Below are 23,460 nucleotides of genomic sequence, written 5' to 3' on the forward strand. Positions count from 1 at the left end.
TGGTGAAGGCCACTGACCGCCGCATGTCGCCGCGTCGATGGTGGGCACATGATCACTTGACCTGGCACTCTTTATGGCATGGCCGCCCTCCTTCGCTCCCGCCTGACCGACTGGACGTTCGTCGTACCTGTGCTCGCCGTCCTGATATTGATGGTCACCTGGGGGCGGAGCCTGCCTGGGCCCGTCATCGTGGTTGTCGCGGTGCTGCTGGGCGGCGCGGTGCTCGCGGCGGTGCACCACGCGGAGGTGGTCGCCCACCGGGTGGGAGAGCCGTACGGGTCCCTCGTGCTCGCCGTCGCGGTCACCGTGATCGAGGTGGCCCTGATCGTCACGCTCATGATCAGCGGGCCGGAGAAGACCCAGTCACTCGCCCGGGACACCGTCTTCGCCGCCGTCATGATCACGTGTAACGGAATACTGGGTCTGTCCCTGCTGCTCGGGGCGCTGCGCCGCCGCGTCGCGGTGTTCAACCCGGAGGGCACCGGCGGAGCCCTGGCCACCGTGATCACCCTGGCCACCCTGAGCCTGGTCATCCCCAGCTTCACCACGGCCCGCCCCGGCCCGGAGTTCAGCCCGGCCCAACTCGTCTTCGCCGCCGTCGCGTCGCTGGCCCTGTACGGGCTGTTCGTGCTCGTGCAGACCGGCCGGCACCGCGACTACTTCCTGCCGGTCGACAGCCGGGGCAAGGTCATCGAGACGGAGGAGCACGCCAAGCCGCCCACGACCCGCGCGGCGTTGGTCAGCCTGGTCCTGCTGCTGGTGGCGCTGGTCGCGGTGGTCGGCGACGCCAAGACGGTCTCCCCGACCATCGAGGCCGGGGTCGCGGCGGCGAACCTGCCACACGCGTTCGTCGGCGTGATAATCGCGCTGCTCGTGCTGCTGCCGGAGACCCTGGCCGCCGCCCGCGCCGCCCGCCGAGACCGGGTCCAGACCAGCCTGAACCTCGCGCTCGGCTCCGCGATGGCCAGCATCGGCCTGACCATCCCGGCCATCGCGATCGCCTCGATCTGGCTGGACGGCCCGCTGCTGCTCGGCCTCGGCGGCACCCAGCTCACGCTGCTCGCGCTCACCGCCGTGACCGCCGTCCTCACTGTGGTGCCCGGCCGGGCCAACGTGTTGCAGGGCGGCGTACACCTGGTGCTGATGGCGGCCTTCGTCTTCCTGGCCGCCAGCCCGTGACCCGCACGGCCCGCCAGCTCGGCCCGTGACCCGCACGGCCCGCCGGCTCGTTTCGTGACCCGCACGGCCCGTGCGGGTCAGCCGGCGGGGGGTGGGTCGCCCGCGAGGCGCTCCGCGCGGGCGTTCAGGTAGCGCTGCTGCGCCAGGTTCGTCGAGCGCGCCGCCGCCATCCGGTACGCCTCCCGCGCGGCGACCCGTTCACCCTCCAGCTCCCACAGGTGGGCGCGAGCGGCCGGCAGTCGAGGGTCGTCGGCGAGACGGGGGTCGTCGGCCAGGTCGGCGAGCAGCGCCAAGCCGGCCGGCGCGCCCCGGCTCATGGCCACCGCCACCGCGTGGTTGAGCGCCACCACCGGGTTGTCGGACATCCCGAGAAGCACCTCGTACAGCGCGGTGATCTGCGCCCAGTCGGTGGCCGCCGCGCTGGGCGCCTCGTCGTGCACGGCCGCGATGGCCGCCTGGAGCTGGTACGCCCCGACCACCCCGCGCGGCAGTGCCCCGGTGATCAGCTCGACCCCTTCGGCGATCTGGTCGGCCCGCCACCGGGAGCGGTCCTGCTCGGCCATCGGCACCAGCTCACCGTGCGGGCCGATCCGCGCCGGCGCGCGGGCGTCGGTGAGCAGCATCAACGCGAGCAGCCCGGTGACCTCGGGGTCCTCGGGCACCAGCCGGCGCACCAGCCGGGTCAGCCGGATCGCCTCGGCGGTCAGGTCGGCGCGCAGCAGACCGGGCCCGGCGGTGCGGGCGTACCCCTCCGTGAAGATCAGGTAGAGGACGTGCAGCACGGCGGCGAGCCGGTCGGCGCGCTCCGGGCCGGTGGGCGGCGCGAACCGCAGCCCACTGTCACGGATCCGCTGCTTACCCCGACTGATCCGCCGGGCCATTGTCGCCTCCGGGACCAGGAACGCGCGCGCCACCTCGGCGGTGCTGAGCCCGCCCACCGCCCGCAGGGTGAGCGCGATCTGCGACGCCGCCGACAGCGCCGGGTGGCAGCACAGGAACAACAGGATGAGCGTGTCGTCGGCGTCCGCCTGCGGACGGTCGGCGGCGGGGGCGCTCCACTGCTCCGGCAGCACCCACCGGGCCACCGTGTCCTCCCGTCGCATCCGGGCCTGTTCGCGACGCAGCAGGTCGGTCAGCCGGCGGGACGCCACGGTGATCAGCCAGCCACGCGGATTCTCCGGTACGCCGTCGCGCGGCCAACCGTGCGCGGCGGCGATCAACGCCTCCTGCACCGCGTCCTCGGCCGTGTCGAAGTGCCCGTAGCGGCGGACCAGCGCGCCGAGGACCTGCGGCGCCAGTTCGCGCAGCAGGCCCTCGGCGGGAGTCTCCGGCACCGGGTCAGCCGGCCAGGTCCTCGACACCGTCGAGCACCGGGCGCACGTCCACGTACCCACCGGGGGCGTCCGGGTCGACCAGGCCGGCGGCGATCTCGGTGGCCCGGTCGAAGCTGGCGCACTCCACGATGGTGTAACCGGCGAGGACCTCCTGCGTCTCCGGGTACGGGCCGTCGGTGACCACTGGTGCCCCCTCGCGCACCTGGACGCGGCGGGCGTGCACCGGCTCGCTCAGGCCTCGGGCGTCGACCAACTCCCCGGACTCGGCCAGCGCCTGGTGAAAGGTCTCCATGTGCTGGTGCATCGCCGCGATCTGCTCGGCCGACATCGCCGGCCGGTCCGAAGCCCGCCCCGACAGCACGTCGTAGTCCTGCTGCGACCCGTAGAGCAAAATCATGTACTTCACGATCTCTCCCCCTCCTCCGCGAGGCACCACCCCGGCACCCACCGAAACGTCGAACCCAACCCCGCCCTCCGGACACACCAGCCCAACCCGAATCGGTGATCATGAAGTTAGCGTCACGACACGCCGAGCGGGTTGACGCTAACTTCATGATCACCGGGGTTCGGGGGTGGTGGGCGGGGCTTAGGTTGGCGGCATGACTGTGGTGTGGGTGGTGGTCGGGGGTTTCGTCGTTGCGGCGGGGGTGGCGTACGGCGTGGTGGCTCGGCGGGGGCGAGCGGACGTCGGGGGCGATCCGGCGGCTGGGCGGGAGGCTCGGAGTCGGCAGCACAGGTACGAGGCCGAGCGGCACGGTGACCAGGGTGACACCTGGCATCGCGGTCGGGAGTCGAGCGGTTGAGCGACGCTACTGGCCGTACGAGCGGCGGAGCCGGTCGCTGATCAGGTAGTTGAGGCGGTGGCGAAGGTGCCCGAGGGTGCTCTCGCTTGGTAGGTCGCCGTCGGTGGTGAGCGTCCAGCGCAGCGCGCAGTCCCCGCCGGGCTGCCCGGCCGTCAGGTCGAAGCTGATCCGGTCCAACGGTCGGTGCGGCCACAGCGACGACCACACGAGCAGCACGGGCGCGTAGCCGGCCACCACCCGGGGCGGCACCTCGTCGTCGCGCAACTGCCGAGCAAACCCGCCGCCCTGTGCCACGTAAACCCGATGCCCCTGCCCGCGCATACCCGCCGCCCCCGGCGCCGCCAGAACAGCACCGAGCTGATCGGCGTGAACCGTCCGTCCCCACCCTGCGTAGAACCGGTGATGGGCGTGGCGGTCGTATCGTCGGGGTACATCGCAGCGCGAGCACCGATGTCTGGGGAGGCACAGTGGGGGCACGGTTCGGACGCGACGCGCGGGGCCCGGTGGCGGGTCTGCTGATCGCCGCCCTCGTCTCCCTCGCCTGCGCGGGCGGTGGGCTGGCCGAGCCGGAGGCCGAGCGCCCCGGGGCGAACCCGCCGGCAGCGTCACCGGGACCGGGCACCACCCGGGCCGACAGCACCACCAGCGTCGCCGAGTTCGAGCAGGACGTCGCCGACGCGCAGGCGATCGCCGAGCGGTACTGGGCGGCCCAGTTCAAGGAATCCGGGCAGCGGTTCCGACCCATCCGGCGGATCATCCCGTACCAGCGTGACGGCGAGGTGTCCTGCGGCGGACAGGCGTTGCCCCGCAACAACGCCGTCTACTGCTCGCAGGGCGACTTCATCGCGTACGACGTCGCCTGGTCGGTGGCGGCGTTCCGCGAGGTCGGTGACGCGTTCGTGTTCTACCTGCTCGGGCACGAGTACGCGCACGCCATCCAGGTGCGGCTGGGCATCAACTACAGCTTCACCATCCAGCAGGAGTTGCAGGCCGACTGCATGGCCGGGGCGTACCTCGGCGACTCGGTGCGCTCGGGGACCCTGACCCTCGCCGAGGGCGACCTGGACGAGTTCCGGGAGGGGGTGGCGGCGGTCGGCGACGACCCGGACCAGCCGTGGTTCGCCGAAGGGGCGCACGGCACCGCCGAGCAGCGCACCGACAGGTTCTTCCGGGGTTACGAGGGCTCCCTGAAGGAGTGCGACCTGGGCTGAACGGGGTTGCCCGGATCACCCTGACGCCCGTTGCCGCCACCGGCCCCTGCGGCTGCTGGCAGGATCGCCGGTGTCGGTCACGACCCTGGAGGTTCCGCTGAGCAGCCATCACCCCGCCGCTGTGCTCTTCGACATGGACGGCACGTTGGTCGACAGCGAGAAGCTGTGGGACGTCGCGTTGCAGGAACTCGCGAAGGAGTACGGCGGGGAACTCTCCGTCGACGCCCGCCAGTCGATCATCGGCACCGCCATGGCCGAGTCGATGCGCATCCTGCACGACGACCTGGGGCAGCCCGAACGGGATCCGGAGATCAGCGCGGCGTGGATCAACGCCCGGATCCTGGAGCTGTTCCGCACCGGTCTGCGCTGGCAGCCGGGCGCGTTCGACCTGTTGGGAGCGGTCCGCGCGGCGGGAATCCCCACCGCGCTGGTCACCTCCAGTCCCCGGGCGCTCGTCGAGATCGCCCTGGACACCCTCGGTCGGGACAACTTCGACACGGTGGTCGCCGGCGACGAGGTGGTGGCGGCCAAGCCGCACCCCGAGCCGTACCTGACCGCCGCCCGGCTGTTGGGTGTGCCGATCGAGCGGTGCGTGGCGATCGAGGACTCACCGACGGGGGTGGCCAGCGCGCTCGCCTCGGGCGCGGCGGTCCTGGCCGTACCGGCGGAGGTGGCGTTGCCGAGCACTGTCGGCGTACACCAGGTGGAGAACCTGACCGGCGTGGACCTGGCGCTGCTCGCGGCGCTGTTGACCGATCGGGCCGCTGCCTGAACACAAAAGTGAGGCCCTGCTGACGCGCTCGCGTCAGCAGGGCCTCCCTTTTTTGTCCGATCAGTCGTGGGCGATGGCGCCCAGGACGTTGATCCGGGCCGCCCGGACGGCCGGGAGCACCGCGGCCACCACGCCGATGATGGCGGCCAGGCCGAGGAAGACACCCATCTGCCCCCAGGGCAGGATCAGGTCGGTGATGCCCTCGTCCTTGAGGGCCTCGACCACAGCGGCGCCGAGGCCGGTGCCCACCACCACGCCGAGCAGCGCGCCGAACACCGAGATCACCACCGCCTCCACGGTGATCATGCCCATGGTCTGGGACCGGCGGAGGCCGATCGCCCGCAGCAGACCCAGCTCGCGGGTCCGCTCCAGCACCGACAGGGCCAGGGTGTTGATGATGCCCAGCACGGCGATCACGATGGCCAGCGCGAGGAGGATCTGGATCATCGTGAGCAGCCCGTCGAGCGAGCTGGTCTGCTGCTTGATGAACGCGTCCCGGTCGGCCACCGACACCTCGGGGCTGTCCGCGAGCAACGCCTCCACCTGCGGCTGGACGTCGGACACCCGGGTGCCCGGGTCCAGTTGAATGAAGCCCTGGATGGGCTGCGGGATGGCGAAGTCCTTCGCCGCGGTCGCCGGCAGCGTCACCGGGTTGGTCAGCTGCGACGACTCGTAGATGCCGCTGATCGTGTAGGTGCGTGCCTCGCCCCGGGTCAGTTGCACGTTGACCGTCGAGCCCACCGACCAGCCACGGGACGTGGCCGTGTCCGAGCTGGCGAGCATCTGGGTCGGCCCGAGCCGGTCGATGTCACCGGCGGTCGGCTTCGCGCCGAAGATCTGCCGCAGCGACGCGATGTCGCTGCTCGCCGCGACCCAGGTGCTCTCGCCGTCGATCCGCCCCATGTCGCCGTACTCGCCGTCGACCAACCGCACACCGGGCAGGGCCTTGGCCTGGTCCAGCACACCCGGGTCGAAGGTCGGCGGACGCGGGCCGCCCTGCTGACCGGCGATCACCAGCTCGGCCTTGATGGTGTCCTGGGCGAGCGCGCTGATGCTGCCCTTGGCCGAGTCGAGGATCACCGTGACGCCGGTGACCAACGCGATGCCGACCATCAGCGCGGCGGCGGTGATCGCCGTACGACGTGGGTTGCGCCCAGAGTTGAGCCGGCCCAGCTTGCCCGGCACCGACCAGGAGAAGATCACGCCCAGCAGGCTCACCACCGGCCGGCTGATCAACGGGGTCAGCAGCGCCACCCCGATGAAGGCGAACAGCACGCCACCGAGGATGGTCGACAGCGTCTGACCGCCGGCGTTGCCGCTGAGCCCGAGGAACAGCAGCACCGCGCCGATGCCGGTGACCAGCGACCCGGCCACCGTGACCTTGGTCAACGGCCGGTCCGGGGTGGCCACGTCCTGCATGGCCGCGATCGGCGGGATCCGGGACGCCCGCAGCGCCGGCAGCAACGCCGCCACCACGGTGATCACCAGACCGACGGCGAACGAACCGATCACCGCGGCCGCCGGCACGCCGATTCCGGCCAGGGTGAGCCCACCGGCGAGCTTGCCGAACAGGAACGCCAGCAGCGCGCCCACCCCGATGCCGGCGGCGAGGCCGAGCACCGACGCGATCAACCCCACCGCGATGGCCTCCAGCACCACCGAACCGATGATCTGCCGGCCGCTGGCCCCGATGGCGCGCATGAGCGCCAACTCCCGGGTCCGCTGCGCCACGATGATCGAGAAGGTGTTGAGGATCAGGAAGGTGCCCACCAGCAGCGCCACCGCGGCGAAGCCGAGCAGGATCTTGTTGAAGAAGGACAGCCCCTCCTTCAGACTGGCCGAGGCGTCCGCTGCCACCTGCTCGCCGGTCTTCACCTCGAAGTCCGCGCCCAGGGTGCGGGCAACGTCGTCGCGAAGCTTCTCGTCCGAGACTCCAGCGGCGGCCTGCACGGTGATGCTGCTGAACACGTCCGGCTCGCCCAGCATCAGCCGCTGCGCCACCGGCGTGGTGAAGAAGACCTCGTTGACCCCGCCGATCGAGTCCCGGTCACCGCTGTAACCGAAGACGCCGACCAGGGTGAATTCCCGCTTCTTCGACTCGAACGCGGTCAGCACACCGACCTTCTGGCCGACCTGCACCTTCGCTGCCGTGGCCAACGCCTTGTTGATGACGATCTCGTCCTCGGCCTGCGGCGCGCGCCCCTCACGCAGCTTCAGCAGATCGCTCTCGCCGGTCCAGTTCTCGCCCAACTGCGGCGGGCCGAACGAGGTGACGACCTTGCCGTTGCTGCCGATCACCCTGGCGCCGTCGGCGTTGACCACACCGGTCGCCGAGGCCGCCCCCGGCACCTGCTTCACCCGGTCCACCAGGGCGGCCGGCAGCGGGGCGGCGGTCTGCTCGCCCTCCAGCTCATTGACCTGCACCTTCGGCTTCGCCGCGACGTTCACGTCGATCTCGGAGAAGCCGTCGGCGAAGACCGAGTCGAAGGAGCGACCCAGCGTGTCGGTGAGCACGAACGCGCCGGAGACGAACATCACCCCGAGCACCACCGCCAGGCCGGACAGGATCAGCCGGACCTTACGGGCCAGCAGACTCTTCAGCGTCGCGCGGAACATCAGTTGCCCACCTCGGCCGGAGTGTCCAGCTTCTTCATGGTGTCCAGCACCGTCTCGGCGGTCGGCTCGATCAGCTCCGAGACGATCTCACCGTCGGCGAGGAAGACCACCCGGTCGGCGTACGCGGCGGCCGTCGGGTCGTGGGTGACCATCACGATGGTCTGGCCGTGCTCCCGGACCGAGTTCCGCAGGAAGTTGAGCACCTCCGCGCCGGAGCGCGAGTCCAGGTTGCCGGTCGGCTCGTCCGCGAAGATCACCTCGGGGCGGGAGACCAGCGCCCGCGCGCACGCCACCCGCTGCTGCTGCCCACCGGAGAGCTGCGCCGGCCGGTGGTCCAGCCGGTCCTTCAGCCCCACCGTCTCAATCACCGTGTCGTACCAGGCCGGGTCCGGCTTGCGTCCGGCGATCGACAGCGGCAGCAGGATGTTCTCCTTGGCGGTCAGCGTCGGCAGCAGGTTGAACTGCTGGAAGATGAAGCCCACCTTGTCGCGCCGCAGCTTCGTCAGCCCCGCGTCGCCCAGCCCGGTGACGGTCGTCTCACCGATCGACACCGTCCCCCGGGTCACCGAGTCCAGACCGGCCAGGCAGTGCATCAGCGTCGACTTACCGGAACCCGACGGGCCCATGATCGCGGTGAAGCGACCACGTTCGAACTCCGCGCTGACCCCCCGCAGCGCGATGACCTGAGCCTCGCCGCTGCCGTACACCTTCCACACGTCGTTCGCCCGGGCCGCGGCCTGCGCCTGCTGGCCTACCGTCGCGGTCACGTCATCTACCTCTTCCGTCTGTCCGAAAATGCACGCCGCCCCCCGATGGTCCGGCGCGACTGTTCAATCATCGGTGCCGAATACGCCCGCCCCGTCCGACCCTGGGGGGACCCGGAGCGGATTTCCCGCTGCGGGTGCACCCCCATATCGCATCAGGGTTGCCCCTGAGTCGACGGCCGGTCGACCGTTTTTCCACACAGCGGCGGCAGCACCGACACTTGCACCTGACGCCACAGGAGGGTCAACCGAACCGGGCCGTCTCCGGTCACGGTAGGTGACGACCGCAACGCCGGCCGTCCCCCCACGGAGGGATCTTCGAGTACGCCGGGTGAGGTACTTCAGCCGGCGCAACTACGCCCGGGGGCGGACCAGCCCCGACTCGTACGCCAGCACCACCGCCTGCACCCGGTCGCGCAACCGCAGCTTGGTCAGTACATGCCCGACGTGCGTCTTGATGGTGGTCTCGCTCACCGACAGGACCGTCGCGATCTCGGCGTTGGACAACCCTCGGGCGACCTGCACGAGCACCTCGCGCTCCCGGTCGGTGAGCGCGTTGAGCGCCGCCGCCGGGGTCGCCGCCGGGTCGGGCAGCAGGTCGGCGAAGCGGTCCAGCAGTCGCCGCAGGATCCGAGGTGACACCACCGCGTCCCCGCCGGCGACAGTGCGGATCGCCGCGATCAGATCCTCGGCGGGCACGTCCTTGGCCAGGAACCCGCTGGCGCCGGCCCGCAACGCGCCCACCACGTACTCGTCCAGGTCGAAGGTGGTGAGGACCAGCACCCGTACCGGCAGCCGGGCGTCGACGATGGCCCGGGTCGCCGCCACCCCGTCCATCCGGGGCATCCGGATGTCCATCAGTACGACGTCGGGCAGCAGCCGGCGGGACAACTCCACCGCCTCCACGCCGTCACCGGCCTCCGCCACCACGTCCAGGTCGCTCTCGGCGCCCAGCACCATCCGGAACCCGGTCCGCAGCAGCGGCTGGTCGTCGGCGAGCAGGATCCGCACCGGCCGCGCCGAGGGCGCCTGATCGCTCATCTGGTCTCCCGTCCCGCCGACGTCGTGGCGCGCACCGGTCATCCTCGCGCACCGGAGCCGGTGCGTCGCGGATCACCGTAGAGGCCAGCCGGTCGTCCTGTCCCGACCGCAGCGGCACCGCTGCTGTCGGGTCTTCGGCGTGCGGCAGGCGATCCCGGCGGCCGGAATCGCCGCACCGGGCGTACGCGTCGCTCAGGAGGCCGTCACTCGTCGGCACCCGGCGCGACCGGAGTGGCCGCCCGGGAGTCGCGCAGCGGGTCGGCGCCCGCCGCCGCGACCGGGAACGGCGGCGGGGTGCCGCCGAAGCTGGGACAGAGCGCCTGGTGGCTGCACCAGTCGCAGAGCCGGCTCGGCCGGGGCCGGAAATCCTGCCGGGCGGTGGCCTGCTCGATCGCCCGCCACAGCGCCACCACGGTGCGTTCGAAGCGGACCAGCTCGTCGGCGTCCGGGGTGTAATCCAACACCTCGGCGTCGCGCAGGTAGAGCAGGCGCAGCACCCGGGGCACCACCCCCCGGGTGCGCCACAGCACCAGGGCGTAGAACTTCAGCTGGAACAGCGCCCGCGCCTCGAACGCCTCCCGCGGAGCACCCCCGGTCTTGTAGTCGACCACCCGCAGCGCGCCGTCCGGAGCGACGTCGAGCCGGTCGAGGTAACCCCGGATCAGCAGCTCCTCGTCGACGACCGCGGAGATCAGGGCCTCGCGTTCGGCCGGCTCCAGTCGGGTCGGGTCCTCCACCGCGAAGTAACCCTGCAACAGCCCGGCGGCGGAGCGGAGGAACTCCACCGGGCCGGCCGGCTCCGCGCCGTCGAAGATCCCGGCCAGCTCGGGCTGCTCGGTGACCAGCCGGTCCCACTGGGGGGCCACCAGGTCGCCGGCTGCCTCCGGTGTGCGACCGGTGGCCGGCAGGTCGAACAGGCGCTCCAGCACCGCGTGCACCAACGTGCCCCGGGCCTGCTCGATGGTGGTGCGCTCGGGCAGCCGGTCGATGCTGCGGAACCGGTAGAGCAGCGGGCAGGTCTTGAAATCCGCCGCCCGCGACGGGGACAGCGAGGCCCGCACCGTCGGCGGCGCCTGCGCCGCGGGGGAGGGCTGGGGGGTGGTGACCGATTCCGCCGTCATGTCGGCAAAGGTTAGGGCACCGGTGTGACACCGCCCGCCGCCCGCCCCGCCCAGCGACGGTCCGTAGCATCGTGGCGATGGAGCAGACAACCAGGCCGCCGCGCCGACCGGACCGACGACTCGGCCTGAACGTCGGCAAGGTGTTCGGGGTGCCGCTGTACCTCAACGGCTCCATGGTCCTGCTCGCGGTGCTCATCGCTGTGCTGTACGGCGAGTTCGCCCGCCGACAACTGGACCTGTCGCAGCTCAGCGGCTACCTGATCGGCTTCGGGTTCGTCGTGTCGCTGCTCGGCTCGGTGCTCCTGCACGAGCTGGGCCACGCCCTCACCGCCCGGCGGTACGGCATCGGTGTGCGCGGGATCACCCTGGAGCTGCTCGGCGGTTACACCGAGATGGACCGCGACGCCCCGTCGCCCCGCGTCGACCTGCTGGTCTCGTTGGCCGGCCCGGCGGTCTCCGCTGTGCTCGGCGTCCTGGCGGTCGCCGCCACGCTCGCCCTGCCCGAGGGGACCGTGGCGCACCAGCTCGCCTTCCAGCTCGCGGTCAGCAACGTCATCGTGGCCCTGTTCAACAGCCTGCCCGGGCTTCCGCTCGACGGCGGCCGGGCGCTGCGCGCCGCGGTGTGGGGGCTGACCCGCGACCGGCACCTCGGCACCGAGGTCGCCGGGTGGGCCGGCCGGATCGTCGCCGTCGGCACCGCGGCCCTGGTGGTGCTGCTCACCGTCGAGCGGCGGCTGGCGCCGCTGGCGCTGCCGCTGATGCTCCTGGTCGCCGTCACCCTCTGGCGTGGCGCCGGGCAGTCGATCCGGGCCGCCCGGGTCAGCCGCCGGTTCCCGCTGATCGACCTCGCCCGGCTGGCCCGTCCGGTCTGGCCGGTGCCCACCGGTACGCCACTGGCCGAGGCCCAGCGCCGCCGCGCCGAGAGCGGGCAGCCCGACGCCGCGCTGGTGGTCACCGACTCCACCGGTCGACCGGTGGCGCTGGTCGACCCGGCCGCCGCCGACGCGGTGCCGGTCGAGCGCCGACCGTGGTTGGCGGTCGACGCCGTCGCCCGGTCGCTGGGCACTCTTCCCACGTTGTCGCTCGGGTGGGACGGCGAGCGGGTGATGGAGGCCGTACAGACCTACCCGGGCGCACAGTACGTGGTGACGTCAGGCGAAGATGTCGTCGGCATTCTGCACATCGCGGACCTGGCACAGCTCCTTGAACCCAACCGGAAGATGACACCGTGACCGCAACTCCCTCCACCGTCGCCGCCGACCCCGCCAGCCCGGCGCTGACACCCGTGCACCGTGGGCCGTTCCGGCCCGGCGACCGGGTCCAGCTGACCGACCCCAAGGGGCGGATGCACACCGTGACGCTGGAGCCCGGCAAGGAGTTCCACACCCACCGCGGCATCCTGGCCCACGACGCGCTGATCGGGCTCCCCGACGGCAGCGTGGTGACCACCTCCGGTGGGGGCACCGCCTTCCTGGCCCTGCGGCCGCTGCTGTCGGACTACGTGCTGTCCATGCCGCGCGGCGCCCAGGTGATCTACCCGAAGGACTCGGCGCAGATCGTGGCGATGGGCGACATCTTCCCCGGCGCGAAGGTCCTCGAGGCCGGCGCCGGCTCCGGCGCGCTGAGCTGCTCCCTGCTGCGAGCCGTCGGCACGGAGGGCGAGCTGCACTCGTTCGAGCTGCGCGACGACTTCGCCCAGATCGCCAAGCGCAACGTCGAGGCGTTCTTCAACGGGCCGCACCCCTCGTGGAACCTGCACGTCGGCGACGTCGCGCAGTGCCAGGAGACCGGCTTCGACCGGATCATCCTGGACATGTTGACCCCCTGGGAGACCCTCGACATGGTCGAGCGGGCGCTGGTGCCCGGTGGGGTGTTCATCGGCTACGTCGCCACCACACCGCAGCTGTCCGAGCTGGTGGAGGCGCTGCGCGAGCGCGGCGGCTGGACCGAGCCCCGGGCCTGGGAGTCCCTGGTGCGAGACTGGCACGCGGAGGGCCTCGCCGTCCGTCCGGACCACCGGATGATCGCGCACACCGCCTTCCTGGTGTCCGCCCGCAAGCTGGCCCCGGGGGTCACCGCGCCGCCGCGCCGCCGCAAGCCCAGCAAGGGCACCGAGGCGTACGCGCAGCGCCGTCAGGACCTGCGTGAGGCGGAGGCGGCCCGACAGGCCGCCGCCGCGCAGGCGGCGGGCGCGCAACCCAACGGTGCGGGGGAGATGGACAGGCCGTGACCATCGAGCTGGGTGTCGGCAGCGCCGAGCAGGGGGAGACGCTGGCATGAGCCGACCGGGCTACGGCGGTGGAGACCTCCCCGCGGTCTTTCCCGACTGGTCGCCCTACCAGGACCTGGAGTCGGCGGCGCGGGCCTACCTGCGCGACCCGGACGTCGCCCTGGAGGCGCTCGGCGGCGTGCTGCGCGGCGCGTCGGTGCTCGGCTTCACCCTGGAACGCTTCGTCAACGAGGTCAACGGGGTGTGGCAGGAGGTCGTGGTCTGCGACGGCAGCCGGCTCATCCTCTGGCACGGCGAGGACGTACCGCCGGAGGAGGGCCCTCCGGGCTCGATGACCTCGTCGCTGCGGGTGGTGCCGGTCTCCACCGTCACCGAGGTGGGCTGCCGGCGGCGACTCAACCGTGCCGAGAGCGGCGAGATCCGGGTCGACAGCATCGACGTCTACCTGCTGCTCACCTCGTTGGACGAGGCGCCGCCGAGTGAGGAGATGCCCGGCACGCCCCGGCACGACGCGTTGCGCTTCGGCAAGACCCTCGACGACGGCGGCGCCGGGCAGATCGCCCGGTTGGAGGAGTTCGCGCGGTTGGTCGCCTCGGTGGTCGGCCGTCCGATGCTCTGAGGCGTACCCCAGTTGTTAACCGGCCGGGCCGCGCGGCCCGGCCGGTGGGTCAGTCGTCCTCGGCGTCCGGGCCGGCGACCTCGACGCCGTCGCCACGCACCACGTGGATGCAGTCGCCCGGGCACTCCTTCGCGGAGTCGATCACCTCGAGTCGCAGGTGCGCGGGGACGTCGACCCGGCTCCCCGGTGCCATCCGCAGCTCACCGTCGACGCCCTTGACGTAGGCCAGGCCGTCGATGTCGAACTCGAACACCTCCGGCGCGTACTGCACGCAGAGCCCGTCGCCCGTGCAGAGGTCCTGGTCGACCCAGACCTGCAATTCGTCGGTCGCGACCTCGGCCACCTGTGCACCCCCCATGTTCTCCCGTCCCACGCTCCGACGGTACCCGAACGCCGGTAACGGCCCGTCAGGCCACCCTTGGCGATCAAGGTTCGGTGACGAGGGTGTTGCGTGGGACCGAATCGGCCTCATAGCGGCTAGTGTTAGGGCAGAACGTTCAAGCCCCCCGGGGAGGTGGGACGTGGCAGCACGTAGCGACGACGCGGACTCGCGCGCCGCACGGTGGGAGAAGGAAGCCCACGATCTCTCCACGCAGGTCGCGTTCCTGCAAGAGGAACTCGCCCTGGTGCGGCGGAAGTTGACCGAAAGCCCCCGACACGTCCGGCAGCTCGAAGAGCGGCTGGCGGCCACCCAGGCACAGTTGGCGCGGCTGACCGAGAACAACGACCGGCTGGTGAGCACCCTCAAGGAAGCTCGCACGCAGATCGTGACGCTCAAGGAGGAGATCGACCGGCTCGCGCAACCGCCGAGCGGTTACGGAGTCTTCCTGGCCAAGCACGAGGACGGCACGGTGGACGTCTTCACCGGTGGCCGCAAACTACGGGTCGCGGTCTCGCCCTCGCTCGATGTGGGTGACCTGCGGCGCGGCCAGGAGGTCCTGCTCAACGACGCGCTCAACATCGTCGACGCGTTCGGTTACGAGCGGGTTGGCGAAGTGGTGATGCTCAAGGAGATCCTGGAGGGACCGAACGGCGGGCCGGGCGACCGGGCGCTGGTGGTCTCCCACTCCGACGAGGAGCGCATCGTGCACCTCGCCGAGACGCTCATCGGCTCGGCGATCCGGGCCGGCGACTCGCTCATGATCGAGCCCCGTTCGGCGTACGCGTACGAGCGGATCCCGAAGAGCGAGGTCGAGGAGCTGGTCCTGGAGGAGGTGCCCGACGTCGACTACGGCGACATCGGTGGCCTCCAGTCGCAGATCGAGCAGATCCGCGACGCGGTGGAGTTGCCGTTCCTGCACGCGGACCTGTTCCGTGAGCACCAGCTCCGCCCACCGAAGGGCATCCTGCTCTACGGCCCACCGGGCTGTGGCAAGACGCTCATCGCCAAGGCGGTGGCCAACTCGCTGGCCAAGAAGATCGCCGAGCGGCAGGGCAAGGAGAAGCACACCAGCTTCTTCCTCAACATCAAGGGCCCGGAGCTGCTCAACAAGTACGTCGGTGAGACCGAGCGGCACATCCGGCTGATCTTCCAGCGCGCCCGGGAGAAGGCCGGCGAGGGCACGCCGGTGATCGTGTTCTTCGACGAGATGGACTCGATCTTCCGAACCCGTGGCTCCGGTGTCTCCTCGGACGTGGAGAACACCATCGTTCCGCAGCTGCTCAGCGAGATCGACGGCGTGGAGGGGCTGGAGAACGTCATCGTCATCGGCGCCTCCAACCGGGAAGACATGATCGACCCGGCGATCCTGCGCCCCGGTCGCCTCGACGTGAAGATCAAGATCGAGCGACCGGACGCCGAGGCGGCCAAGGACATCTTCTCCAAGTACATCCTCTCCGGGCTGCCCCTGCACCCGGACGACCTGGCCGAACACGGCACCGACCCCCAGGCCACCGTCGCGGCGATGATCGACGCCGTGGTGCTGCGGATGTACTCAGAAACCGAGGAGAACCGATTCCTCGAGGTCACCTACGCCAACGGTGACAAGGAAGTCCTCTACTTCAAGGACTTCAACTCCGGCGCGATGATCCAGAACATCGTCGACCGGAGCAAGAAGATGGCCATCAAGGAGTTCCTCACCTCGGGTCGCAAGGGGCTGCGCCTTCAGCACCTGCTCGACGCCTGCGTCGACGAGTTCCGCGAGAACGAAGACCTCCCCAACACCACCAACCCCGACGACTGGGCGCGCATCTCCGGCAAGAAGGGCGAGCGGATCGTCTACATCCGCACGCTCGTCTCCGGCGGCAAGGGCGCCGAGGCCGGCCGGTCCATCGAGACCGCCAGCAACACCGGCCAGTACCTCTGACCCCAGCAGCGAGGGTGCCCACCATTCGGTGGTGGGCACCCTCGCTGCGGGTATTCCAGGGCGTCGGTCAGGCAGCGAAGATCCACCGCTTCGACACCACGTAGTTCGCCGCCGACAGCGACGCCGTCACCAACAGCTTCGCCAGCAGGTACGGCGTGCCCGCCCAGGTCAACGCGGACACCAGCACCACGTTGGCGGTCAGGTTCGCGAGGACCAGCGCGAAGTAGCGCCCCACCTGCGGCACCATCTGGGCGGACGAGCCGAACGACCACGCCCGGTTCAGCCCGAAGTTGACCCAGAACGAGGTCAGGAACGACATCCCGGCCGCAACCGGCAGGACGATCCGGAGAACTCCGTGGTACACGAAGAGTGATCCCGTGTCCACGGCGACGCTCAGACCCCCGACGACCAGAAACCGCACAGCGCTGTGTCGGGACAGGTGGCGGACGGACTCGGCAACAGGTGACAGCAAAGAGTTCTCCAAGGGGGGACCCGGAGCGGTGAGGACGACGAGGGAGTCTATCGTCTGTCCATCTACCCAGCGGGGCCTGCCCGCGCGAGCCGCGAGGTTGACGTGCCTGATCCCGGAAGAGTGACGTTGCCGGCCACCAGCGGAAGCCCGGCGGCCACCATCAGCACAGGCCGACGACACTGGGCCCTCGCCTTCGCCGCATTCTTCCTGATCATCTTCGCCTGGTCGATGGCCGCCCCGTACGACGGCACCCCGGACGAGCGGGAGCACATCGTCCGAGCGGCCGGCGTCGCCGCCGGGCAGATCGCGCCACCGCCCGCCGACGCGAAGAAGGGCACCGGCGCCTTCCAGACCGTTCCCGGTGGTCTCGTCCGTGAGCAGTGCTGGCAGTTCAAGAAGGAAGTCTCGGCAGCCTGCGCCCAGCCCCCCGGCAGCGACGACACACCGACCCGCGCCGGCACCGGGGCCGGTCGTTACTTCCCCGCCTACTACGCCCTCGTCGGCGCACCCACTGTGCTCTGGCCCGGCTGGTCCGGCGTCCTGCTCGCCCGCATGATCAGCGCCCTGTGCTCCGCCGCGCTGCTCGCCTGCGCGTACGTCGTGATCCGCAACCGGTCCCGCCGCGGCCTCATGATGGGCGCCCTGCTCGTCGTCACCACCCCGATGGCCGTGCACATGGCCAGCGCGGTCAACCCGAACGGCCTGGAGATCGCCGCCGGCATCGCCTTCTTCAGCGCGGTCATCCCCCTGCTCCTCGGTCCACCCGGCCCACGGCGTGGCCTCATCGTCCTCGTCGGGATCAGCGCGCTGCTCCTCGCGGTGCTGCGCCAGACCGGCCCGCTGTGGCTGGCGACCGCGTTCGTCGCGTTCGCCTTCCCGCTGCGCCGCGGCAACCTCGTCGGCCTACTGCGGGACCGGGCCGCGCAGCTCTGGGCAGGTGGCATCGTCCTGTCCACTCTCGCCGTGCTCGCCTGGTCCGTCCGCCAGCAGACCTCCGACCTCGGCAACTACTCCGCCGACCGGCTCACCTACGGGCAGGCGGCCCTGCGTGAGGCCGACCGGTGGCGGGGATACCTCGACCAGATCGTCGGGGTCACCTCCTGGCTGGACACCCGGATGCCCGCCCCGCCCTACCTGATCTGGCAGCTCGTCGCCGGAGCGCTGCTGCTCATCGGGGTCGTCTGGGGCAGCACGCTCGACCGGTGGCGCCTGCTCGTGCTGCTCGGCGGCGGCGTGGCCGTCCCCTCCCTCATGCAGATCGCCCTGGTCAACGAGAGCGGCTTCGTCACCCAGGGCCGCTACATGCTGCCCATGCTGGTCGGCGTTCTGCTCTACGCCGCGTGGATCGCCGAACAACGCGGCTTCGAGGTCGCCCGGGCCCGCTCGTTCACCCGACTCGCCGTCCTGCTCCTCCTGCCGATCCAGCTGTTCTGCCTGGCGTACACGATGGTCCGCTGGCAGAACGGCCTGCCCGCCAACATCGGGCTGAGCAGCCTCAACCCCCTCGCCGGCGACTGGCACCCGGTGGTCGGCTCGGTGGTCCCGCTGCTGAGCGCAAGCGTCGGCCTGGTGCTGTTCGGGTGGCTCGTCTGGACCACCGGCTCCGCCGAGACCGACGACCTGACGCCGCCCGCTGAGCATTCCGACACCGAATCCAGCGAAGTGTCGCGGCCCGCCGGCACTCACCTACAGAGTGCAGGTGCTCAGGGCGGACTACGCTCGACCTGACGGGGGACCGGGTCGGGCGAGCGAAGCGGGTAGGTCGATGAGCGTAAGACGGATCATGGGCACCGAGGTCGAGTACGGCATCTCAGTGCCCGGGCAGGCCGGAGCCAACCCGATGGTCACCTCATCGCAGGTGGTCAACGCCTACGGGGCACGTCCGGAACTCAACCGGGGCGGCCGGGCCCGGTGGGACTACGAGGAAGAGTCGCCGCTGCGCGACGCCCGCGGCTTCACCTACTCCGGTGCCGCGTACGACCCCGCCGAGGCCCTCGCGGACGAAGACCTGGGCCTGGCCAACGTGATACTCACCAACGGCGCACGGCTCTACGTGGACCACGCGCACCCCGAATACTCCACTCCCGAGGTCACCACCCCCAGGGACATCGTGCGCTGGGACAAGGCCGGCGAGCGGGTGATGGCCGAGGCGTCCCGCCGGGCCGCCACCATCCCGGGCACCCAGCCGATCCACCTCTACAAGAACAACACCGACAACAAGGGCGCCAGCTACGGTGCCCACGAGAACTACCTGATGCGCCGGCAGACGCCGTTCGCCGACATCGTGGCGTACCTGACGCCGTTCTTCGTCACCCGGCAGATCGTCTGCGGCGCCGGCCGGGTCGGCATCGGCCAGGACGGCGGCCAGAGCGGTTTCCAGATCTCCCAGCGTGCCGACTTCTTCGAGGTCGAGGTCGGCCTGGAGACCACCCTCAAGCGGCCGATCATCAACACCCGGGACGAGCCGCACGCCGACGCCGACAAGTACCGCCGGCTGCACGTCATCATCGGCGACGCCAACCTCTCCGAGATCTCCACCTACCTCAAGGTCGGCACCACCGCGCTGATCCTCACCATGATCGAGGAGAAGGCCCTCGGCGCCGACCTCGGCATCGCCGACCCGGTCAGCGAACTGCGCGCCGTCAGCCACGACCCCACCCTGACGCACCGCATGCGACTGCGCGACGGCCGCCGGCTCACCGCCCTCGACCTGCAATGGGCGTACCTGGAGCGGGTCCGGTCCTTTGTCGACGACCGGTACGGCACCGACGCCGACGAGCAGACCGTCGACGTGCTCGACCGCTGGGAGAGCGTCCTGGACCGGCTCGGCCGGGACCCGATGCTCTGCGCCGACGAGTTGGACTGGGTGGCGAAGCTGCGACTGCTGGAGGGCTACCGGGAGCGGGAGAAGCTCGGTTGGGGCTCGCACAAGCTCCAGCTCGTCGACCTCCAATATTCCGACGTCCGGCCGGAGAAGGGCCTCTACCACCGCCTGGTCAGCCGGGGGGCGATGAAGACGCTGCTCACCGACGACGAGACGCGCAGCGCGATGACCGAGCCACCGGAGGACACCAGGGCCTACTTCCGCGGTCGCTGCCTCGCCCAGTACGCCTCCGAGGTGGTCGCCGCGAGCTGGGACTCGGTGATTTTCGACGTGGGCCGGGAGTCGTTGGTCCGGGTGCCGATGATGGAACCCGAGCGGGGCACCCGCGCCCACGTCGGGGCGTTGTTCGATCGCTGCGCCAGCGCCAAGGACCTGTTGGAGACGTTGACCGGGGGCTGAGATCCGGTGCCTCCGCCGGGAATCGCTCTGTGGCATGCTAGGCCGTCCCCCGATCCGTCGACCCACACGGTGATGCGATGCTCCCCTCAGCCCGGCAGGTTGGCCTGCGTGCGATGACCGTTGTACCGCTGTCGAACGCGTACGCCGGACGTGCCAACAGCTTCGGCTTCCTGCGGCTCTGCTTCGCCGTCGCGGTCGTCCTCGCGCACACCGCGGTGATCGGGTACGCCCGACCGTTGACCGAGGTCGTCGACGTGGCCGGTCTGGGGGTGGCCGGCTTCTTCGGCATCTCGGGCTTCCTCATCACCCGCAGCGCCCGGCGGGCCAGCCTGCCCCGCTACCTGTGGCACCGTGCCCTGCGGATCTGGCCGGGCCTCTGGGTGTGTCTGCTGTTCATCGGCTTCGTGGTGGCCCCGATCGTCTGGTACGCCGATCGCGGCAACCTGGACGGCCTGTGGCGGCACCCGGCCGGCGTGGTCAACTTCCTGCAGGCGAACTGGTGGGGTGGCTACCGCCAACAGGGGATCATGGACGTCTTCCGGGACACGCCGTACGGCGACCTGGTGCGTAAGAGCGTCCTCGACGGCTCACTCTGGACGCTCAGTTACGAGATCTTCTGCTACCTGATCGTGGCGTCGCTGGCCGTGGTGGCGGTGCTGCGTCGGGCCCGCTGGCTGGTGCTCGCGGCCGCCGTTCTCGTCTTCGGTCTGCTGCTGTGGAACCAGTACGAGGCGCTGCGCTTCGGCGGATCGACATACTTCACCAGCGGCTCCGTCGGCACGTTGCCGCTGCTCGGCACACTCAGCAAGATCTGGTTCCTGCGGTTCGGTTTCATGTTCCTGGTGGGCGCCGTGGCGGACCTCTACAGCGACAAGCTGCCCATCAGCGACGTCCTGGGCGTGCTCGCCATCGTGGTGACGGGCTGGCAGACCCTGGAGGGCCACCTGTTCGGCCCGGCGTTGCTCGCCTACGAGTACGCCATCCTCTACCTCGCGGTCCGGTTGCCACGGCTGCTGCACCGCGTGGGCCAGAAGAACGACTACTCGTACGGCATCTACATCTACTCCTTCGTCGTGCAGCAGATGCTGGCGTGGCTGGGGGCGGCTGCCTGGGGGTTCGTCGGCTACTTCGCGGTGGTCATGGTCTTCACCGTCGTCCTGGCGTTCCTGTCCTGGCATCTGGTGGAGAAGCAGGCGTTGCGGTTCAAGGACTGGACACCCCGCCTGCGGCGCGGGGCACCACAGGCGGAGGCCCCGGAGGAGCGGCAGCGTGAGTCGGAGCGGGCGCCGGCGCCGGTCCCGGCCGACGCGTCGGCTCCCCGGGGCTGACCCTTCGGCGTAATCGAACGTCCCTGACCCCGAACACGGCGGACGTGAGGGCTTTCTGTCGTCTGCGCGGGGTAGATTTCATCTCAGACGATCGTGGAGGAGACAGCCATGGCCACTCATGACAGCGGCGGCCAGTCGCAGTCCGGCAAGTCCCGTCAGGGCGAGGAAATCGAGGACGTCACCACCGAGGCCAACCCCGAGGTGGCCGAGCGGCACGCCGAGATCACCGAGGACGTCGACGACCTCCTCGACGAGATCGACTCCGTCCTCGAAGAGAATGCAGAGGAATTTGTGAGGGGCTACGTGCAAAAAGGCGGCCAGTAGGGCATAAGGGCACAAAGCGGACAGCCCCGTCCTCTGGATGACCGGGATGGCCACCGCCGCTGCCGCGATTGCGGCGAGTGGCTGCCCCACCTGCGGTGCCGGTACGGCGTGGGTGAGAAAGAGTTTCAGGAGCTCCTGGCCGAGCAGGGCGGGGTCTGCGCGATCCGTGGCGGCGCCGACCCGCAACATCTGGACCACGATCATCGCACCGGATGGGTGCGCGGGATACTCTGCTTCAACTGCAACGGTGGTCTTGGCCAGTTCCGTGACAGTCCCATGAGGCTGGCCAGGGCGATCACGTACCTGAGAGGAACCACGTGGCAGCGGGCTTTGATCCATCCGGGCGTCTTCCAGATGTGTTCACCAACGCGGGGACGTCCTCCTTCACGACGTTTCTGAGTCGGGTGGCCCCCGAGATGTTGCCCGGTCGGCGACCGCTGCCGCCGGGCATGGCCGCCGACCTGGCGCCCCACGCGACCACCATCGTCGCCATCGCGGCGGCCGAGGGTGTGGTGATGGCGGGCGACCGACGGGCCACCATGGGCAACCTGATCGCGCAGCGCGACATCGAGAAGGTGCACCCCGCCGACGCGTACTCGCTGGTCGGCATCGCGGGCACCGCCGGTATCGGCATCGAGCTGATGCGACTGTTCCAGGTGGAGCTGGAGCACTACGAGAAGATCGAGGGCGCGATGCTCTCGTTGGACGGTAAGGCCAACCGGTTGGCCTCGATGATCCGGGGCAATCTGGGGGCGGCCATGCAGGGGTTGGCAGTGGTGCCGCTCTTCGCCGGGTTCGACCTGGCCGCCTCCGACCCGGCGCGAGCCGGTCGGATCTTCAGCTTCGACGTGACCGGTGGCCCGTACGAGGAGACCGGCTACGACGCGATCGGGTCCGGGTCGCTGTTCGCGAAGTCCGCGTTGAAGAAGCGGTTCCGGGCCGGGTTGTCCGTCGAGGACGCGACGCGGCTGGCGGTCGAGGCGCTCTACGACGCCGCCGACGACGACACCGCGACCGGTGGGCCGGATCTGACCCGCCGGATCTACCCCGTGGTGATGACCGCGACCGCCGAGGGCACCCGCCGGTTGACCGACCCCGAGACGGCGGCGATCGCCGAGGGCGTGGTTGCCGGCCGGATGGAGAACCCGGGCGGTTGAGACCCGCACCTCACCAGTCAGCAGTCGTCAGCACAGCGCCGTAAGGAGAACCGCCGACGTGGCCATGCAGTTCTACGCCTCTCCCGAACAGATCATGCGCGACCGCTCCGAGTTGGCCCGCAAGGGCATCGCTCGGGGTCGCAGCGCGGTGGTCCTCAGCTACTCCGGCGGGGTCCTCTTCGTCGCGGAGAACCTTTCCAGTGCCCTGCACAAGGTGAGCGAGATCTACGACAGGATCGGGTTCGCCGCGGTCGGCCGGTACAACGAGTTCGAGAACCTGCGCCGCGCCGGAGTCCGGATGGCCGACCTGAACGGGCTCAGCTACGACCGGCGTGACGTCACTGGTCGGGCGCTGGCCAACGCGTTCGCGCAGACCCTGGGTGCCATCTTCACCGAGCAGTCGAAGCCGTTCGAGGTGGAGATCTGCGTGGCGGAGGTTGGTGCCACCCCGGAGGCGGACGAGCTGTACCGGCTGACCTATGACGGTTCGGTGAACGACGAGCCGGGGCGGATGGCCATGGGTGGTCAGGCCGAGGCGATCACCGGTGTGTTGAAGTCGGAGCATCGGGCGGACATGTCCCTGGCCGAGGCGGTCAGGGTGGCGGTGCAGGCGTTGAGCAGCGCCGGCGGTGAGGGCGGTGCCGCCCGGACGATCGCCGCGAACCAGCTCGAGGTGGCGGTCCTGGACCGTCAGCGGATCGGACGCACGTTCCGGCGGATCACCGGTGCCGCGCTGACGGCTCTGTTGGACGGGGATGCGACGGCCGAGGGGCAGGCGGCGGACGCGGCGGGCGGTCCCGCCGAGCCGGTCGTGCCGACCACGGAGGGGCACAAGCCGACGTCGTCGGCCGGTTCCGCGGACCTGGAGGACCGGCCCGCGGAGGGCGGCGAACGCTAGGG

The 23,460-nt window shown here is 70.5% G+C and carries 24 protein-coding genes; 15 read left to right on the forward strand and 9 right to left on the reverse strand.

From position 1 onward, the window contains the following. The first annotated feature begins 78 nt into the window (after positions 1-78). A complete protein-coding gene (locus AB0B68_RS06550) occupies positions 79-1,179 on the forward strand; it encodes an ionic transporter y4hA (RefSeq protein ID WP_357200401.1) in 1,101 nt (366 codons plus the stop codon). 77 nt (positions 1,180-1,256) lie between these two features. Here AB0B68_RS06550 and AB0B68_RS06555 read toward each other — a convergent pair whose 3' ends face one another. Both AB0B68_RS06555 and AB0B68_RS06560 read right to left on the reverse strand, forming a co-directional pair. Next, the gene (locus tag AB0B68_RS06555) at positions 1,257-2,513 is read right to left on the reverse strand and encodes a DUF6596 domain-containing protein (RefSeq protein WP_357258183.1); all 1,257 of its coding nucleotides are present in this window, start codon (positions 2,511-2,513) and stop codon (positions 1,257-1,259) included. A 4-nt stretch (positions 2,514-2,517) separates the two neighbouring features. After that, complete coding sequence (locus AB0B68_RS06560; protein WP_238680394.1) at positions 2,518-2,910, reverse strand: YciI family protein; 393 nt, start codon at positions 2,908-2,910, stop codon at positions 2,518-2,520. A 202-nt stretch (positions 2,911-3,112) separates the two neighbouring features. Between AB0B68_RS06560 and AB0B68_RS06565 the strand changes: the two genes are divergently transcribed. Beyond that, complete coding sequence (locus AB0B68_RS06565) at positions 3,113-3,316, forward strand: hypothetical protein (RefSeq protein WP_357208193.1); 204 nt, start codon at positions 3,113-3,115, stop codon at positions 3,314-3,316. Between the two features lie 6 nt (positions 3,317-3,322). Here AB0B68_RS06565 and AB0B68_RS06570 read toward each other — a convergent pair whose 3' ends face one another. Next, a complete protein-coding gene (locus AB0B68_RS06570) occupies positions 3,323-3,580 on the reverse strand; it encodes a hypothetical protein (protein WP_357258185.1) in 258 nt (85 codons plus the stop codon). A gap of 203 nt (positions 3,581-3,783) precedes the next feature. On the opposite strand from AB0B68_RS06570, the gene AB0B68_RS06575 reads away from it, so the two are divergent. Both AB0B68_RS06575 and AB0B68_RS06580 read left to right on the forward strand, forming a co-directional pair. Further along, positions 3,784-4,527: a neutral zinc metallopeptidase gene (locus tag AB0B68_RS06575; RefSeq protein ID WP_355007936.1), complete on the forward strand. Its 744-nt coding sequence runs from the start codon at positions 3,784-3,786 to the stop codon at positions 4,525-4,527. 121 nt (positions 4,528-4,648) lie between these two features. Beyond that, the gene (locus AB0B68_RS06580) at positions 4,649-5,299 is read left to right on the forward strand and encodes an HAD family phosphatase (protein WP_357208202.1); all 651 of its coding nucleotides are present in this window, start codon (positions 4,649-4,651) and stop codon (positions 5,297-5,299) included. A 60-nt stretch (positions 5,300-5,359) separates the two neighbouring features. Here the strand turns inward: AB0B68_RS06580 and AB0B68_RS06585 are convergent, their stop codons facing one another. From AB0B68_RS06585 to AB0B68_RS06600, 4 genes are all read right to left on the reverse strand, one after another. Further along, positions 5,360-7,915: an FtsX-like permease family protein gene (locus tag AB0B68_RS06585; RefSeq protein WP_357208388.1), complete on the reverse strand. Its 2,556-nt coding sequence runs from the start codon at positions 7,913-7,915 to the stop codon at positions 5,360-5,362. Continuing rightward, a complete protein-coding gene (locus AB0B68_RS06590) occupies positions 7,915-8,682 on the reverse strand; it encodes an ABC transporter ATP-binding protein (RefSeq protein WP_030332873.1) in 768 nt (255 codons plus the stop codon). The genes AB0B68_RS06585 and AB0B68_RS06590 overlap by 1 nt, the downstream gene beginning before the upstream one ends. 351 nt (positions 8,683-9,033) lie before the next feature. Further along, positions 9,034-9,720 (reverse strand): response regulator transcription factor, encoded by a 687-nt coding sequence (locus AB0B68_RS06595; RefSeq protein ID WP_357208011.1) that lies wholly within the window; start codon positions 9,718-9,720, stop codon positions 9,034-9,036. Between the two features lie 203 nt (positions 9,721-9,923). Then, positions 9,924-10,841 carry a PD-(D/E)XK nuclease family protein gene (locus AB0B68_RS06600; protein WP_357208014.1) on the reverse strand — a complete coding sequence of 306 codons (918 nt, stop codon included), beginning with the start codon at positions 10,839-10,841 and terminating at the stop codon, positions 9,924-9,926. Positions 10,842-10,918: 77 nt separating this feature from the next. On the opposite strand from AB0B68_RS06600, the gene AB0B68_RS06605 reads away from it, so the two are divergent. From AB0B68_RS06605 to AB0B68_RS06615, 3 genes are read left to right on the forward strand one after another with little or no spacing between them, the layout of a single operon-like run. Next, positions 10,919-12,073: a site-2 protease family protein gene (locus AB0B68_RS06605; RefSeq protein ID WP_357258188.1), complete on the forward strand. Its 1,155-nt coding sequence runs from the start codon at positions 10,919-10,921 to the stop codon at positions 12,071-12,073. A 44-nt stretch (positions 12,074-12,117) separates the two neighbouring features. After that, positions 12,118-13,071 carry a tRNA (adenine-N1)-methyltransferase gene (locus AB0B68_RS06610; protein WP_274524482.1) on the forward strand — a complete coding sequence of 318 codons (954 nt, stop codon included), beginning with the start codon at positions 12,118-12,120 and terminating at the stop codon, positions 13,069-13,071. A 46-nt stretch (positions 13,072-13,117) separates the two neighbouring features. Beyond that, complete coding sequence (locus AB0B68_RS06615; protein ID WP_355007941.1) at positions 13,118-13,690, forward strand: hypothetical protein; 573 nt, start codon at positions 13,118-13,120, stop codon at positions 13,688-13,690. A 49-nt stretch (positions 13,691-13,739) separates the two neighbouring features. Here AB0B68_RS06615 and AB0B68_RS06620 read toward each other — a convergent pair whose 3' ends face one another. Then, the gene (locus AB0B68_RS06620) at positions 13,740-14,033 is read right to left on the reverse strand and encodes a ferredoxin (RefSeq protein WP_266242041.1); all 294 of its coding nucleotides are present in this window, start codon (positions 14,031-14,033) and stop codon (positions 13,740-13,742) included. A gap of 178 nt (positions 14,034-14,211) precedes the next feature. Here AB0B68_RS06620 and arc point away from each other — a divergent pair, with 178 nt between their 5' ends. Next, positions 14,212-15,996: a proteasome ATPase gene (gene arc, locus AB0B68_RS06625; RefSeq protein WP_030332887.1), complete on the forward strand. Its 1,785-nt coding sequence runs from the start codon at positions 14,212-14,214 to the stop codon at positions 15,994-15,996. 67 nt (positions 15,997-16,063) lie between these two features. Here the strand turns inward: arc and AB0B68_RS06630 are convergent, their stop codons facing one another. Then, positions 16,064-16,468, reverse strand: coding sequence for a GtrA family protein (locus AB0B68_RS06630; protein WP_355007942.1), 405 nt, complete (start codon positions 16,466-16,468; stop codon positions 16,064-16,066). 120 nt (positions 16,469-16,588) lie between these two features. Between AB0B68_RS06630 and AB0B68_RS06635 the strand changes: the two genes are divergently transcribed. The 7 genes from AB0B68_RS06635 to prcA all read left to right on the forward strand — a co-directional run bounded on the left by AB0B68_RS06635 (position 16,589) and on the right by prcA (position 23,458). After that, complete coding sequence (locus AB0B68_RS06635) at positions 16,589-18,196, forward strand: DUF2142 domain-containing protein (protein WP_357258189.1); 1,608 nt, start codon at positions 16,589-16,591, stop codon at positions 18,194-18,196. Between the two features lie 37 nt (positions 18,197-18,233). Next, positions 18,234-19,751 (forward strand): depupylase/deamidase Dop, encoded by a 1,518-nt coding sequence (gene dop / locus AB0B68_RS06640; protein ID WP_357207672.1) that lies wholly within the window; start codon positions 18,234-18,236, stop codon positions 19,749-19,751. 113 nt (positions 19,752-19,864) lie between these two features. Continuing rightward, entirely contained in the window at positions 19,865-21,079 is a 1,215-nt protein-coding gene (locus tag AB0B68_RS06645; RefSeq protein WP_357207669.1) for an acyltransferase, read from the forward strand. Between the two features lie 108 nt (positions 21,080-21,187). Beyond that, on the forward strand, positions 21,188-21,403 hold the full coding sequence (locus tag AB0B68_RS06650; RefSeq protein ID WP_030332902.1) for a ubiquitin-like protein Pup: 216 nt from the start codon (positions 21,188-21,190) through the stop codon (positions 21,401-21,403). Positions 21,404-21,511: 108 nt separating this feature from the next. After that, positions 21,512-21,802, forward strand: coding sequence for an endonuclease VII domain-containing protein (locus tag AB0B68_RS06655; RefSeq protein ID WP_357207667.1), 291 nt, complete (start codon positions 21,512-21,514; stop codon positions 21,800-21,802). After that, a complete protein-coding gene (gene prcB / locus AB0B68_RS06660) occupies positions 21,721-22,560 on the forward strand; it encodes a proteasome subunit beta (protein WP_355007948.1) in 840 nt (279 codons plus the stop codon). The genes AB0B68_RS06655 and prcB overlap by 82 nt, the downstream gene beginning before the upstream one ends. Positions 22,561-22,618: 58 nt before the next feature. Then, the gene (gene prcA / locus AB0B68_RS06665; RefSeq protein ID WP_357207663.1) at positions 22,619-23,458 is read left to right on the forward strand and encodes a proteasome subunit alpha; all 840 of its coding nucleotides are present in this window, start codon (positions 22,619-22,621) and stop codon (positions 23,456-23,458) included. Positions 23,459-23,460: the final 2 nt, after the last annotated feature.

This window comes from Micromonospora sp. NPDC049049 (assembly GCF_040649115.1).
Lineage (GTDB): Bacteria > Actinomycetota > Actinomycetes > Mycobacteriales > Micromonosporaceae > Micromonospora.